The 15,158-nt window shown below is 62.3% G+C and carries 9 protein-coding genes; 2 read left to right on the plus strand and 7 right to left on the minus strand.

Going from position 1 to position 15,158, the window contains the following annotated elements:
• The 4 genes from NKI72_RS32030 to rpsL form a co-directional block, all read right to left on the minus strand.
• Nucleotides 1-623, minus strand: a 623-nt coding sequence (locus NKI72_RS32030; RefSeq protein ID WP_352851877.1) for a GTP-binding protein, incomplete at its 3' end; no start/stop codon positions are given.
• Nucleotides 624-690: 67 nt separating this feature from the next.
• Nucleotides 691-2,781 (minus strand): elongation factor G, encoded by a 2,091-nt coding sequence (fusA, locus tag NKI72_RS32035; protein ID WP_023680448.1) that lies wholly within the window; start codon nucleotides 2,779-2,781, stop codon nucleotides 691-693.
• Nucleotides 2,782-2,811: 30 nt separating this feature from the next.
• Nucleotides 2,812-3,282: a 30S ribosomal protein S7 gene (rpsG, locus tag NKI72_RS32040; protein ID WP_008875664.1), complete on the minus strand. Its 471-nt coding sequence runs from the start codon at nucleotides 3,280-3,282 to the stop codon at nucleotides 2,812-2,814.
• An 85-nt stretch (nucleotides 3,283-3,367) separates the two neighbouring features.
• Complete coding sequence (gene rpsL, locus NKI72_RS32045; protein ID WP_006333356.1) at nucleotides 3,368-3,739, minus strand: 30S ribosomal protein S12; 372 nt, start codon at nucleotides 3,737-3,739, stop codon at nucleotides 3,368-3,370.
• A gap of 462 nt (nucleotides 3,740-4,201) precedes the next feature.
• Here rpsL and NKI72_RS32050 point away from each other — a divergent pair, with 462 nt between their 5' ends.
• Both NKI72_RS32050 and NKI72_RS32055 read left to right on the plus strand, forming a co-directional pair.
• Nucleotides 4,202-4,483 (plus strand): transcriptional regulator, encoded by a 282-nt coding sequence (locus NKI72_RS32050; RefSeq protein ID WP_023680447.1) that lies wholly within the window; start codon nucleotides 4,202-4,204, stop codon nucleotides 4,481-4,483.
• Nucleotides 4,484-4,606: 123 nt separating this feature from the next.
• Nucleotides 4,607-5,536 carry a Gfo/Idh/MocA family protein gene (locus tag NKI72_RS32055; protein WP_352835570.1) on the plus strand — a complete coding sequence of 310 codons (930 nt, stop codon included), beginning with the start codon at nucleotides 4,607-4,609 and terminating at the stop codon, nucleotides 5,534-5,536.
• A 48-nt stretch (nucleotides 5,537-5,584) separates the two neighbouring features.
• On the opposite strand, the gene NKI72_RS32060 is transcribed toward NKI72_RS32055, so the two are convergent.
• From NKI72_RS32060 to rpoB, 3 genes are all read right to left on the minus strand, one after another.
• Entirely contained in the window at nucleotides 5,585-6,250 is a 666-nt protein-coding gene (locus tag NKI72_RS32060) for an O-methyltransferase (RefSeq protein WP_352474774.1), read from the minus strand.
• A gap of 84 nt (nucleotides 6,251-6,334) precedes the next feature.
• Nucleotides 6,335-10,531: a DNA-directed RNA polymerase subunit beta' gene (gene rpoC / locus NKI72_RS32065; protein WP_352851879.1), complete on the minus strand. Its 4,197-nt coding sequence runs from the start codon at nucleotides 10,529-10,531 to the stop codon at nucleotides 6,335-6,337.
• Nucleotides 10,532-10,662: 131 nt separating this feature from the next.
• Nucleotides 10,663-14,799 (minus strand): DNA-directed RNA polymerase subunit beta, encoded by a 4,137-nt coding sequence (gene rpoB, locus NKI72_RS32070; protein WP_352835567.1) that lies wholly within the window; start codon nucleotides 14,797-14,799, stop codon nucleotides 10,663-10,665.
• Nucleotides 14,800-15,158 lie beyond the last annotated feature (359 nt).

Consider the following 15,158-nt stretch of genomic DNA (forward strand, 5'->3'; position numbering starts at 1 on the left):
AACGGCTTGTCGAGCGGACGAACCGGCGTCGGGATGTAGGCATCGACCGCAGCCATCAGTTCGCGGATGGCGTCCTCGCCGATCTTCTTGTCGCTGTCTTCAAGGGCGGCAAGCGCCGAACCCTTGACGATCGGAATGTCGTCGCCGGGGAACTCGTTCTTGGTCAGAAGCTCACGCACCTCGAGCTCGACCAGCTCGAGCAGCTCGGCGTCGTCGACCTGGTCGACCTTGTTCAAGAACACCACGATCGAGGGCACGCCGACCTGGCGGGCCAAAAGGATGTGCTCGCGGGTCTGCGGCATCGGGCCGTCGGCGGCCGACACCACCAGGATCGCGCCGTCCATCTGCGCGGCACCGGTGATCATGTTCTTCACATAGTCGGCGTGGCCGGGGCAGTCGACATGGGCATAGTGGCGGTTGGCGGTCTCGTATTCGACGTGCGCCGTCGAAATGGTGATGCCGCGCGCCTTCTCTTCCGGCGCCGCATCGATCTGGTCGTAGCGCTTGTATTCGCCAAAATACTTGGTGATCGCCGCCGTCAGCGACGTCTTGCCATGGTCGACGTGACCAATCGTGCCAATGTTCACATGAGGCTTAGTGCGCTCGAATTTACCTTTTGCCATGTGATCTCTCCATTCCTGCCAGCCCGTGCGGGCCTTGAATTAAGTTACTGATGCAACTCGTTTCGAGTTACGCGTATTTCTTCTGGACTTCCTGGGCGACCGCGGTCGGGACCGGCTCGTAGTGGTCGAACTGCATCGTGTAGGCCGCGCGGCCCTGGCTCATCGAGCGAAGGTTGTCCACGTATTTGAACATGTTGGCGAGCGGCACCATCGCGTTGATGACCACAGCCACGCCACGGGCTTCCTGGCCCTGGATCTGGCCGCGACGGCCGTTCAGGTCGCCGATAACGCTGCCGACGTAATCTTCCGGCGTCACCACTTCGACCTTCATGATTGGCTCGAGCAACTGCACGCCAAGCTTGGGGGCTGCTTCACGGAAGCAGGCGCGGCCGGCGATTTCGAAGGCCAGAACCGACGAGTCCACGTCGTGGTAGGCGCCATCGATCAGCGTCGCCTTGACGCCGATCATCGGGAAGCCGGCGAACGGGCCCGAGGTCATGACGCTGTTGATGCCCTTTTCGACACCGGGGATGTATTCCTTCGGCACAGCGCCGCCGACGATCTTGGTTTCGAACTCGAATTCGCTGCTTTCCGGATTCGGCTCGAACAGGATCTTGACGCGGGCGAACTGGCCGGTACCGCCGGTCTGCTTCTTGTGCGTGTAGTCCTGCTCGTGCTTGCGGGTGATCGTCTCGCGGTAGGCCACCTGCGGCGCGCCGACATTGGCCTCGACCTTGAACTCGCGGCGCATGCGGTCGACGATGATGTCGAGGTGAAGCTCGCCCATGCCGGAAATGATCGTCTGGCCCGATTCCTCGTCAGTCTTGACGCGGAAGGACGGATCCTCGGCGGCCAGGCGGTGAAGGGCGAGACCCATCTTTTCCTGGTCGTTCTTGGTCTTCGGCTCGATGGCGATCTGGATGACCGGATCGGGGAATTCCATGCGCTCGAGGATGACCGGATGCAGCGGATCACTGAGCGTGTCGCCGGTGGTGGTGTCCTTGAGGCCAGCGAGGGCGACGATGTCGCCGGCAAACGCCTCTTCGACGTCGGCGCGCGAATTCGCATGCATCTGCAGCATGCGGCCGATGCGCTCTTTCTTGCCCTTCACGGTGTTGTCGACCGAGATGCCCTTGGTGAGCTTGCCCGAATAGATGCGGGCAAAGGTGAGCGAACCGACGAACGGGTCGTTCATGATCTTGAAGGCAAGCATCGACAGCGGCTCGTTGTCGTCGGCATGACGCTCGATCTCGGCGTCGGTCTTGGCGTCGACGCCCTTGATGGCCGGGACATCGGCCGGCGACGGCAGATATTCGACGACGGCGTCGAGCAGCGGCTGCACGCCCTTGTTCTTGAAGGCCGAGCCGCAGAACATCGGATAGAACTTCACCGCGATCGTGCCCTTGCGGATGAGCGCACGGATCTCGTCGTTGCTCGGCATCTTGCCTTCGAGGTAATTCTCGAGCGCCGTCTCGTCCATTTCGACGGCGGCCTCGATCATCTTCTCGCGGTATTCTTCGGCACGAGCCTTGAGGTCGGCAGGGATCTCGACGATGTCCCAGGCAGCGCCCAGCGTCTCGTCGCGCCAGACCAGCGCGTTCATCTCGACGAGGTCGACGACACCCTTGAACTCGGTCTCGGCGCCGATCGGCAGCTGCATGACGACGGCATGCGCACCGAGGCGCGATCCGATCATCTCGACCGAGCGGTAGAAGTCGGCGCCGATCTTGTCCATCTTGTTGCAGAAGATCATGCGCGGCACGCGATACTTGTCGGCCTGGCGCCAGACGGTCTCCGTCTGCGGCTCGACACCGGCATTGGCATCGAGCAGCGCAATGGCGCCGTCGAGCACGCGCAGCGAACGCTCGACTTCAATGGTGAAGTCGACGTGGCCGGGGGTGTCGATGATGTTGAAGCGGTGCATCTTGCCGTCGCGACCCTTCCAGAAGGTCGTGGTCGCGGCCGACGTGATGGTGATGCCGCGCTCCTGCTCCTGCTCCATCCAATCCATGGTGGCAGCGCCGTCGTGGACTTCGCCGATCTTGTGCGACTTGCCCGTGTAATAGAGGACGCGCTCGGTGGTCGTCGTCTTGCCGGCGTCGATGTGCGCCATGATACCGAAATTGCGGTAGTCTTCGATTTTATATTCGCGGGCCATGGGAGGTGCCTCTTCAGTCTCGTTCGCGCTTTACCAGCGGTAGTGCGCGAAAGCGCGGTTGGCTTCTGCCATCTTGTGGGTGTCTTCACGCTTCTTGACGGCGGTGCCGCGGTTGTTGGCCGCGTCCATCAGCTCGCCGGAGAGGCGGTCGACCATAGTGGTCTCGTTGCGGTTGCGGGCGGCGGCGATCAACCAGCGGATGGCCAATGCCTGACGGCGCTCGGGGCGCACGTCGACTGGAACCTGGTAGGTGGCGCCGCCGACGCGGCGCGAACGCACTTCCACATGCGGCGCGACATTGTCGAGCGCCTGATGGAAGACGGTGACCGGCTCCTGCTTGGTCTTGGACTGAACCTGGTCGAGCGCGCCGTAGACGATGGTCTCGGCAACCGACTTCTTGCCGTCATACATGACGGCGTTCATGAACTTGGTGACGATCAGATCGCCGAACTTGGGGTCCGGATTGATCTCACGCTTTTCTGCACTGTGACGACGGGACATTTTTTCTCTGCCTCAATTCTACGCGGTGGCCTGGATCCCGGATCGTCGCTTGACGCCGCCCGGAACGACCTCGGCTACGCTTCGGTCACTTCGGACGCTTGGCGCCGTATTTCGAACGGCGCTGCTTGCGGTTCTTCACGCCTTGCGTGTCGAGCACGCCGCGGATGATGTGGTAACGGACGCCCGGAAGATCCTTGACGCGACCGCCGCGGATCATCACCACCGAGTGCTCCTGAAGGTTGTGGCCTTCGCCGGGGATGTAACCGATCACTTCAAAACCATTGGTCAGGCGGATCTTGGCCACCTTGCGCAGCGCCGAGTTCGGCTTCTTCGGCGTCGTGGTGTAGACGCGCGTGCAGACGCCCCGCTTCTGCGGGTTCTGCTGCATGGCCGGGACCTTGTTGCGCTTCACCGGCGCAATGCGCGGCTTGCGGATCAGCTGGTTGACGGTAGGCATTAAACCCTCTTGTCTCTCAATTCCGTATCTCGCCCGGTCAGGGCCGCTCAAAGCGTCACTTCCATACGCAAATTCGGGCCACAAACCGCGCCTCGCGGTCTTGCCCGAACAAATGGCAGAGGAAGCGGAAGCCGCTTCGTGCACGCCGGAAATGTCTTTTCGCTCGTAAAACGAACCCTGTTTGAGGCAAACTCCAAAGCGTGTCGCTTCGGAAGCAAGAGCCTCACATCGGTTCTGACTGGGCGGCTTCTACTCGTATGGCCACTGTCCGTCAACCCCGGGGCGGCAAATATTGCGCTGAACCCGAGGCTTGGCAGCCATGCGAAAAGCGCATGTAATTTTCTTGCGCCGTTTTTCAAGAGGAAGGCAGAAAGTGACCGGCTTGCCGCTGTTTCCAGGCCGTGCTTCGTGCGAAAAGGCGGCATGAACAGCCCAAAACCCCTCGCCCGGAGGTACGAACCCGTGAATGACAATGAGGAGCGCCCGGTCACCATTATTACCGGGCGGGTGTGGAAGCGCAAAGGCGGCAAGCCGGAAGGCGTGCATGTGATGTTGGTCGCGCCGGACGACGATTCGGCGGTGCGCCGCGCTCTCGAATCACTTGCCGCGGAAGGTTATGCCGAGGCAGAGCTCGATCAGATCGGCGACATGGACGGCGTGCCGGACGAGGAGCCGCATCTGTCCGCCTATCAGGGCGCGCTCGAAGGCGAAGTGTCGATCGTGACGTTCGATGTGCCGATCTGAAGAGATCTGAATCGCGGTCGATCTCACGGGCCGGCGACAAAGCCCGGCGACTTGCCCGGCACAAGTTCTCTGCTAAGAAGCGACCTCTGGCAAAACCAAGCACACTCAACCTGCGGAGCTCCCATGTCCTCTAATCCCATCAAGCTCGGCATCGTCGGCGTGGGGAAGATCGTCCGTGACCAGCATCTGCCGGCGCTGGCGAAGGACCAAGATTATCGCCTGGTTGCTGCAGCCAGCCGCCATGGCAAAGTCGAGGACATCCCGAACTTCCCGACGATCGAGGCGATGCTCGACGCAACGCCGGAGCTCGAGGCGGTGTCGCTGTGCATGCCGCCGCAGTTTCGTTACGACGCCGCGCGCTTGGCGCTCACGGCGAGAAAGCATGTTTTTCTGGAAAAGCCGCCCGGCGCCACGGTCAGCGAGGTCGAAGACCTGAAGGCGCTGGCGACAGCGAACGGCGTCTGCCTGTTCGCCAGCTGGCATTCACGCTATGCGCCGGCTGTCGAAGCTGCGCGCGCATTCCTTGGATCGACAACGATCAGGTCGGCCGCCATCAATTGGAAAGAAGACGTGCGCCGCTGGCATCCGAATCAGGAATGGATCTGGGCTCCCGGCGGCTTTGGCGTGTTCGATCCCGGCATCAACGCCCTGTCGATCGCTACCCACATCCTGCCGCCGATGTTCATCAGCTCGGCAGAACTCGATTTCCCCGAAAACCGCGCGGCCCCCATCGCCGCCCATATCGCCTTCCGCACGTCGAACGGTCTGCCGGTGACGATGGAACTCGATTGGCGTCAGACCGGCCCGCAAAGCTGGGACATCCTGGCCGATACCGAGGCAGGATCGATGGTGCTTTCTGGCGGCGGCTCAAAGCTTGCCATCGATGGCCGCGTCGTTCACGAGGAGCCGGAAGCCGAATATCCGATGCTCTACAAGCGCTTCGCCGAGATCGTGCGCGCCGGCACCTCCGACGTCGATCTCGCGCCCCTGCAGCACGTCGCCGACGCCTTCATGCTCGGCAAGCGCAATGTGGTGGAGGCGTTTTTCGATTGATCAGTGGGCGCCGCCGGATCGCAGGTCCGGCCGGCGCACCGCACAAATTCAATTAACGATCGCTATTGCAAAGCCGTCATAGCCCTTGGCGCCAACAGTCTGGATCGCGGTGCCTTCCAGACGTTTGTCGCTGCCGATGAACGAGAACGCCGCGCGTGCCCCTTCGACATTGGCATCGCGACCATCTTCATTCACCACCGCGCCGTCACGGATGACATTGTCGCAGACGATGACGGTCCCCGGCCTCGAAAGACGCATGGCCCAGGACAGATAGTGCGGGTTGTTCGGCTTGTCGGCGTCGATGAAGATGAAGTCGAACGGCCCGGCATTCTCGGCGCCTAAGGCCGCAAGCGATTGAAGCGCCGGTCCGACCCGCAGTTCCACACGGTCAGACACCCCTGCCCGTTCAAAGTTCGACCGCGCGACACTGGCGTGGTGCGGATCAAGCTCGAGCGTCACGACCTTGCCGTCCATCGGCAATGCTCGCGCCATCCAGATTGTCGAATAACCGCCCAATGTGCCGATTTCGAGTACCTTCCTCGCTCCCTGCATTCGCGCAAGAAGTGAGAGCAGCTTGCCTTGTGCCGGGGAAACGTCGATAGGCGGCAGGCCCTGATCATGGTTGGCCGCCAGAACGGCATCAAGAGCGGGATCCGCCTCGAAAAGAGCTTCGACAATGTAGTCGTCGACAGAAGCCCAAATCTTCCTGCTCATCGTTTCTTCTCCCATCCGAATGAGGAACCAAAATGCGAAAAGGGGCCACTTAGGCCCCTTTTCTATCTTCTCTTGCTTGCGCGCTTACTGCGCGGCGTTAACCATGTCGGTCAGCATCGGCTCGGCGACCTCGACGCCGGACGCCTTGCGGCGCTCGTCGATGATCAACTCGTCGCGCGAGGTGGCGATGCGCCGGATCTGGCTCATCGTACCGCCGGTACCGGCCGGGATCAGCCGGCCGACGATGACGTTTTCCTTCAGCCCCTGCAGCATGTCGGTCTTGCCGGCAACCGCAGCTTCGGTCAGCACCCTCGTCGTCTCCTGGAAGGAAGCGGCGGAGATGAAGGACGGCGTCTGCAGCGAGGCCTTGGTGATGCCGAGCAGCACCGGCTGACCTTCGGCCGGCTTCTTGCCTTCCTCGACCAGGCGCTCATTGACCTCTTCCAACTCGATCACGTCGACGTGGTCGCCCGGAATGTAGGTCGAATCGCCCTGCGTGGTGATCTCGACCTTCTGCAGCATCTGGCGAACGATCACCTCGATGTGCTTGTCGTTGATCGACACGCCCTGCAGTCGGTAGACCTCCTGGATTTCGTTGACGAGGTAGGAGGCAAGCGCCTCCACGCCCTTGATCGCCAGGATGTCGTGCGGCGCCGGATTGCCGTCGAGGATGTAGTCGCCCTTCTCGATGACGTCGCCGTCCTGGAGATGGAACGGCTTGCCCTTCGGGATCAGGTATTCGACTGGCTCAAGCGTCGAGTCATGCGGCTCGATGATGATGCGGCGCTTGTTCTTGTAGTCGCGGCCGAAGCGGATCGTGCCATCGATCTCGGCGATGATGGCGTGGTCCTTCGGACGGCGTGCCTCGAACAGTTCGGCAACACGCGGCAGACCGCCGGTGATGTCCTTGGTCTTGGCGCTTTCCATCGGGATACGCGCCAGCACGTCGCCGGGACGAACCTGTGCGCCCGGCTCGACCGAAAGAATGGCCTCGACCGAGAGCAGGAAGCGGGCGTCGCCGCCTTTCGACAGCTTGCCGACCTTGCCCTTGGCATCCTGGACGACGATCGCCGGCTTGAGGTCGTTGCCGCGTGGCGTCGAACGCCAGTCGATGACCTCGCGCTTGGTGATGCCGGTCGATTCGTCGGCGGTTTCCTGAACGGAAATGCCATCGACCAGATCCTCGAATGCCACCCTGCCCTCGATTTCGGTGAGGATCGGGCGGGTATAAGGATCCCACTCGGCGATGCGCTGGCCGCGTTTCACCTTGTCGCCATCGTCGACGAAGATGCGCGAACCATAGGTAACGCGGTGCGTGGCGCGTTCCTTGCCGGCTTCGTCGAGGATCAGCACCGCCATGTTGCGGCCCATGACCATCAGCTGGCCGTCGGAGTTGCGCACCACGTTGCGGTTGCGGATCTCGACCTTGCCCTCATAGGAGGCTTCAAGGAACGAGGAATCCACCACCTGCGCCGTGCCGCCCATGTGGAAGGTACGCATGGTGAGCTGGGTGCCCGGCTCGCCGATCGACTGCGCCGCGATGACGCCGACAGCCTCGCCCTGGTTGACGGGCGTGCCGCGGGCCAGATCGCGTCCGTAGCAGACCGCGCAGACGCCGACCCTGACCTCGCAGGTCAGCGCCGAACGGATGCGAACCGACTGCACGCCGGCCTTTTCGATCAGTTCCACGTCACGCTCGTCCATCAGCGTTCCGGCCTTGACCAGAACCTCGCCGGTGACCGGATGGGTGATGTCGTCGAGCGAGGTGCGGCCGAGAACGCGCTGGCCAACCGAAGCGACGACCTGACCAGCATCGACGATCGGCTGCATGGTGAGGCCCTTGTCGGTGCCGCAGTCGAGAGAGTTGACGATGCAGTCCTGCGCCACGTCGACGAGACGACGCGTCAGGTAACCCGAGTTCGCCGTCTTCAAGGCGGTGTCGGCCAGACCCTTGCGGGCGCCGTGGGTCGAGTTGAAATACTCGAGCACGGTGAGGCCTTCCTTGAAGTTCGAGATGATCGGCGTCTCGATGATTTCACCGCTGGGCTTGGCCATCAGGCCGCGCATGCCGGCGAGCTGGCGCATCTGGGTGGGCGAGCCGCGCGCACCGGAGTGCGACATCATGTAGATCGAGTTCATCGGCTTCTGACGGCCGTTGTCCTCGAACTCGACCGCCTTGATGCGGGCCATCATTTCGTCGGCGACCTTTTCCGAGCACTTGGCCCAGGCGTCGACGACCTTGTTGTACTTCTCGCCCTGGGTGATCAGGCCGTCATTGTACTGCTGCTCGTATTCCTTGGCCAAAGCCTCGGTGTCGGACACCAGCTTGATCTTGGCGTCCGGGATCAGCATGTCGTCCTTGCCGAACGAAATGCCGGCACGGCAGGCGTGGCTGAAGCCGAGAGCCATGATGCGATCGCAGAAAATGACCGTCTCCTTCTGACCGCAATGGCGGTAGACGGTGTCGATCATCTTGGAGATGTTCTTCTTGGTCATCTCCTGGTTGGCGGTCTCGTAGGGCACGTTGTGGTTCTTCGGCAGCAGCTCGCCGATGATCATGCGGCCAGGCGTGGTGTCGTAGATCTTCGACACGACCTTGCCGTCGGCGTCGACCGTGCGGAAGCGCCCCTTGATCTTGGCATGCAGCGTGACTGCCTTGGTCTCGAGCGCGTGCTGGAGTTCGCCCATGTCGGCAAACACCATGCCCTCGCCCGGCTCGTTCTGATTGACGATCGAGAGATAGTAGAGACCGAGAACCATGTCCTGCGACGGCACGATGATCGGCGCACCGGAAGCCGGGTGCAGGATGTTGTTGGTCGACATCATCAGCACGCGGGCTTCGAGCTGCGCTTCCAGCGACAGCGGCACGTGGACCGCCATCTGGTCGCCGTCGAAATCGGCGTTGAAGGCCGTGCAGACCAGCGGGTGAAGCTGGATCGCCTTGCCTTCGATCAGGATCGGCTCGAACGCCTGGATACCGAGGCGGTGCAGCGTCGGTGCGCGGTTCAGCAGCACCGGATGCTCGCGGATGACCTCGTCGAGGATATCCCAGACCTCCGGACGCTCCTTCTCGACCAGCTTCTTCGCCTGCTTGACGGTCGAGGAGTAGCCCTTGGCGTCGAGACGGGCGTAGATGAAGGGCTTGAACAGTTCGAGCGCCATCTTCTTCGGCAGGCCGCACTGGTGGAGCTTGAGCTCCGGACCGGTAACGATGACCGAGCGGCCGGAATAGTCGACGCGCTTGCCGAGCAGGTTCTGGCGGAAGCGGCCCTGCTTGCCCTTCAGCATGTCGGACAGCGACTTCAGCGGACGCTTGTTGGCGCCGGTGATGACGCGGCCGCGGCGGCCGTTGTCGAACAGCGCATCGACGGCTTCCTGCAGCATGCGCTTTTCATTGCGCACGATGATGCCGGGCGCGCGCAGCTCGATCAGCCGCTTCAAGCGGTTGTTGCGGTTGATGACGCGGCGATAGAGGTCGTTCAGATCCGACGTGGCGAAACGGCCGCCGTCCAGCGGGACAAGCGGGCGCAGATCCGGCGGAATCACCGGAACCACCTTCATGATCATCCATTCCGGACGGTTGCCAGACTCCATGAAGTTCTCGACGACCTTGAGCCGCTTCAGGTACTTCTTCAGATTGAGCTCGGATGTGGTTGAAGCCAGCTCAGAACGCAGGTCGCCGGCGATCTTCTCGAGGTCCATGCCGGCCAGAAGGTCGTGGATCGCCTCGGCGCCGATCATGGCGGTGAACGAATCCTCGCCATACTCGTCGACGGCCATCATGTACTCTTCCTCGCTGAGCAGCTGGTGCTCCTTCAGCGCGGTGAGGCCGGGTTCGGTAACGATGTAGTTCTCGAAGTAGAGGACCCGCTCGATGTCCTTCAGCGTCATGTCGAGCAGCGTGCCGATGCGCGACGGCAGCGACTTCAGGAACCAGATGTGGGCGACCGGTGCCGCCAGCTCGATATGGCCCATGCGCTCGCGGCGGACGCGCGACAGCGTGACTTCGACGCCGCACTTCTCGCAGATGACGCCCTTGTATTTCATGCGCTTGTACTTGCCGCACAGGCACTCATAGTCCTTGATCGGGCCAAAAATGCGCGCGCAGAACAGGCCGTCACGCTCCGGCTTGAAGGTGCGGTAGTTGATGGTCTCCGGCTTCTTGATCTCGCCGAACGACCAGGACAGAATCTTCTCAGGGCTGGCAAGCGAGATCCGGATGGAATCGAACACCTGCGCAGGCGCCTGGGGATTGAAGAGATTCATGACCTCTTGGTTCATGCCGTTCTCCTTTTCGGGGTCCTCGAAAACCCCTTGCATCTAGCGCGGGCCAAACGCCCGCCGACTTGATCGGCCATCGGCCGAGAATTTGGTGCGTCCGGTCGCGGGAAGACCGCGGCCGGACGTCTTGCTTACTCGGCCGCGTCGGGCAGCCGGATCGGGTTGTCGTCGAGCTTGGTGTTCTCCAACTCGACATTGAGGCCGAGAGACCGCATTTCCTTGACGAGAACGTTGAAGCTCTCGGGAATGCCGGCCTCGAAGGTGTCGTCGCCTCTGACGATCGCCTCGTAGACCTTGGTGCGTCCGGCGACGTCATCCGACTTCACCGTCAGCATCTCCTGCAGCGTGTAGGCGGCGCCGTACGCTTCGAGCGCCCAGACCTCCATCTCGCCGAAGCGCTGGCCACCGAACTGCGCCTTGCCGCCCAGCGGCTGCTGGGTAACGAGCGAGTACGGACCGATCGAACGCGCGTGGATCTTGTCGTCCACAAGGTGGTGAAGCTTGAGCATATATATGTAACCCATCGTCACTTTGCGATCGAACGGCTCGCCGGTGCGTCCGTCATAGAGCTGCGACTGACCGCTGGTGTGCAGGCCCGCCTGCTCCAGCATGATGTTGATGTCGGCCTCGTGCGCGCCGTCGAACACCGGTGTCGCGATGGAGACGCCGCGGCGCATCTGCTCGCTGAGGCGAACGATGCTCTCGTCATCATATTCGCGGACCGGCTCGTTGCGGTCGTTGGCCGGCATGAAGCTCTCGAGCGTCTTGCGCAGCGGCTTGATGTCGCCCGCTGTCTTGTACGCATCGATCAGATCGCCGATCTTCCTGCCCATTCCGGCGCAGGCCCAGCCCAGGTGCGTTTCCAGAATCTGGCCGACATTCATGCGCGACGGCACACCCAGCGGGTTGAGCACAATGTCGGCATGCGTGCCGTCCTCGAGGAAAGGCATGTCCTCGACCGGAACGATCCGCGACACGACACCCTTGTTGCCGTGCCGGCCGGCCATCTTGTCGCCGGGCTGCATCTTGCGCTTCACGGCCACGAAGACCTTGACCATCTTCATGACGCCCGGAGGCATCTCGTCGCCGCGCTGCACCTTCTCGACCTTGTCCATGAAGCGCTGCTCGAGCGCCTTCTTGGAATCGTCGTACTGGCCACGCAGGGCTTCCAGTTCGCTCTGGAGCTTTTCGTTCTCCACGGCAAACTGCCACCACTGCGAACGGGGATACTCGTCGAGCGTGTCCTTCGACAGCTTCGAGCCCTTCTTGAAGCCCTTCGGCCCGGCAATCGCCTCCTTGCCGACGAGAACGTCGGAAAGGCGCGAATAGACGTTGCGGTCGAGGATCGCCTGCTCGTCGTCGCGGTCCTTGGCGAGGCGTTCGATCTCCTCGCGCTCGATGGCCATGGCGCGCTCGTCCTTCTCGACGCCGTGGCGGTTGAAGACACGCACTTCGACGACGGTGCCGAAGGTTCCCGGAGGCATGCGCATCGAGGTGTCGCGCACGTCCGAGGCCTTTTCACCGAAGATGGCGCGCAGCAGCTTTTCTTCCGGCGTCATCGGGCTTTCGCCCTTCGGCGTGATCTTGCCGACCAGGATGTCGCCCGGCTGCACTTCCGCACCGATGTAGACGATGCCGGCCTCATCGAGGTTCTTCAGCGCTTCTTCCGAGACGTTGGGAATGTCGCGCGTGATCTCCTCCGGCCCGAGCTTGGTGTCGCGGGCCATGACTTCGAACTCCTCGATGTGGATCGAGGTGAAGACGTCGTCGGCGACGATGCGCTCGGACAGGAGGATGGAATCCTCGTAGTTGTAGCCGTTCCACGGCATGAACGCGACCAGCACGTTACGGCCGAGGGCCAGATCGCCGAGCTCGGTCGACGGGCCGTCGGCGATGATGTCGCCCTTGTTGACCCGGTCGCCCATGCGCACCAGCGGACGCTGGTTGATGCAGGTGTTCTGGTTCGAACGCTGGAATTTCATTAGCCGGTAGATGTCGACGCCGGACTTGCCGGGATCGAGATCTTCCGTGGCGCGGATGACGATACGCGTCGCGTCCACCTGGTCGACGATGCCGCCGCGGCGGGCGCCGATGGCGGCGCCCGAGTCACGGGCGACGATCGGCTCCATGCCGGTGCCGACGAACGGCGCTTCGGCGCGCACCAGCGGCACGGCCTGACGCTGCATGTTCGAGCCCATCAGCGCACGGTTGGCGTCATCGTTCTCGAGGAACGGGATCAGGGCCGCGGCCACCGACACCATCTGCTTCGGCGACACGTCCATCAGATCGACGTTTTCGCGCGGCGCCATCATCACTTCGCCGGCGTTGCGGCAAATGACGAATTCGTCGACGAAATGACCATTCTTGTCGAGCTCGGCATTGGCCTGCGCGACGTGGTGCTTGGCCTCTTCCATAGCCGAGAGGTAAACGACCTCATTGGTCAGCTTGCCGTTGACGATCTTGCGGTACGGGCTCTCGATGAAGCCGTATTTGTTGACTCGCGCGAAGGTCGCAAGCGAGTTGATCAGGCCGATGTTCGGGCCTTCCGGCGTCTCGATCGGGCAGATGCGGCCGTAATGCGTCGGGTGCACGTCGCGCACTTCGAAACCGGCACGCTCGCGGGTCAGACCGCCCGGTCCAAGCGCCGAAAGACGGCGCTTGTGGGTGATCTCCGAAAGCGGGTTGGTCTGATCCATGAACTGCGACAGCTGCGAGGAACCGAAGAACTCGCGCACGGCGGCAGCCGCCGGCTTGGCGTTGATCAGGTCCTGCGGCATCACCGTGTCGATCTCGATCGAGGACATGCGTTCCTTGATCGCGCGCTCCATGCGCAGCAGGCCGACGCGGTACTGGTTCTCCATCAGCTCGCCGACCGAACGCACGCGGCGGTTGCCGAGATTGTCGATGTCGTCAATCTCGCCCTTGCCGTCGCGCAGTTCGACGAGCGTCTTGACCACGGCCAGGATGTCGTCCTTGCGCAGCACGCGCACGGTATCCTCGGCCTTGAGCTCGAGGCGCATGTTCATCTTGACGCGGCCAACGGCCGACAGATCATAGCGCTCGCTGTCGAAGAACAGCGAGTTGAACATGGCCTCAGCGGTTTCCAGCGTCGGCGGCTCGCCGGGGCGCATGACGCGGTAGATGTCGAACAGCGCGTCCTGGCGGCTCTCGTTCTTGTCGACGTTGAGCGTGTTGCGGATGTAGGCGCCGACGTTGACGTGGTCGATGTCGAGGACCTTGATCTCATCGTCACCGGTGCCAAGCAGCACTTTCAGCGTCTTTTCGTCGATCTCGTCACCGGCTTCGAGGAAGATCTCGCCGGTCGCGTAGTTGACAATATCCTCGGCAAGGTAGTTGCCGAGCAGATCCTCGTCGGTCGCCTTGATCGCCTTGAGACCCTTTTCGCCAAGCGCCCTGGCCTGGCGGGCGGTGATCTTCTTGCCGGCCTCGACGACGACTTCGCCGGTGTCGGCGTCGACCAGGTCACCAACGGCCTTGAGGCCGCGGAAACGGTCGACGTTGAACGGGATGCGCCAATGGTCGCCGGCGCGCTTGTAGGTGATCTTGTTGTAGAAGGTCGACAGGATCTCTTCGCCGTCCATGCCGAGCGCCATCAGCAGCGACGTCACCGGGATCTTGCGGCGGCGATCGATGCGGGCATGCACGACGTCCTTGCTATCGAACTCGATGTCGAGCCACGAACCGCGATAGGGAATGACGCGCGCGGCAAACAGGAGCTTGCCGGACGAGTGCGACTTGCCCTTGTCATGGTCGAAGAAGACGCCTGGCGAACGGTGCATCTGCGAGACGATGACGCGCTCGGTGCCGTTGACGATGAAGGTGCCGTTCAAGGTCATGAGCGGCATGTCGCCCATGTAGACGTCCTGCTCCTTGATGTCCTTGATCGACTTGGCGCCGGTATCCTCGTCGATATCGAACACGATGAGGCGCAGCGTCACCTTGAGCGGCGCCGCATAGGTCAGATCGCGCTGACGGCATTCGTCAACGTCGAATTTCGGTCCCTCGAACTCATACTTCACGAATTCCAGCATCGAGGAGCCGGAAAAATCGGAAATCGGGAAGACCGACTTGAAAACTGCCTGCAGTCCCTCGTCAGGACGCCCACCCTTGGGCTCCTCCACCATCAGGAACTGGTCATAGGATGCCTTCTGAACCTCGATCAGGTTCGGCATCTCCGCAACTTCCGGGATCTTTCCGAAAAACTTGCGTACGCGTCTGCGGCCATTGAAAGTCTGGGTTTGGGCCATCGTCGCTCCTTAGCTCAATTCTCGGGACGAGCCTCGCCGCGGCTCGCCTTGCATCTCGGGCCACCTTGGCGGCCCTGTCTTGTTGCCCGCCGCCTGTCGGCGGCTTCTTGTCTTTTCACCCGCCGCCAATTGGCGGCGGGCCAGAAACGGGAGAAAACCCGTTTCCTGAAGGCCGGTTTGCGGCCCTCAGGAAAGAGGTTTTCGCACTCTTCGCGTTACGCAGCCTCCCTTCGACGCGAAAGGAGTGGCGGGGGGGGGGCCCCCCGGCCCCGCGGTGTCACCAGATCTTAATGTTGTAGAAAGGGCACCGGGCGTCGAGCCGGTGCCTGTGAGTTTTGGAGGGGGGGGGGGGATCGGCG

The sequence above is a fragment of the Mesorhizobium sp. M0437 genome (assembly GCF_040321335.1).
Taxonomy (GTDB): Bacteria; Pseudomonadota; Alphaproteobacteria; order Rhizobiales; family Rhizobiaceae; genus Mesorhizobium.

Excerpts from the sequence above, each read along its gene's own strand:
- fusA (WP_023680448.1), bottom strand. The coding sequence starts at position 2,781 with ATGGCCCGCGAATATAAAATCGAAGACTACCGCAATTTCGGTATCATG.
- rpsG (WP_008875664.1), bottom strand. The coding sequence starts at position 3,282 with ATGTCCCGTCGTCACAGTGCAGAAAAGCGTGAGATCAATCCGGACCCC.
- rpsL (WP_006333356.1), bottom strand. The coding sequence starts at position 3,739 with ATGCCTACCGTCAACCAGCTGATCCGCAAGCCGCGCATTGCGCCGGTG.
- NKI72_RS32055 (WP_352835570.1), top strand. The coding sequence starts at position 4,607 with ATGTCCTCTAATCCCATCAAGCTCGGCATCGTCGGCGTGGGGAAGATC.
- NKI72_RS32060 (WP_352474774.1), bottom strand. The coding sequence starts at position 6,250 with ATGAGCAGGAAGATTTGGGCTTCTGTCGACGACTACATTGTCGAAGCT.
- rpoC (WP_352851879.1), bottom strand. The coding sequence starts at position 10,531 with ATGAACCAAGAGGTCATGAATCTCTTCAATCCCCAGGCGCCTGCGCAG.
- rpoB (WP_352835567.1), bottom strand. The coding sequence starts at position 14,799 with ATGGCCCAAACCCAGACTTTCAATGGCCGCAGACGCGTACGCAAGTTT.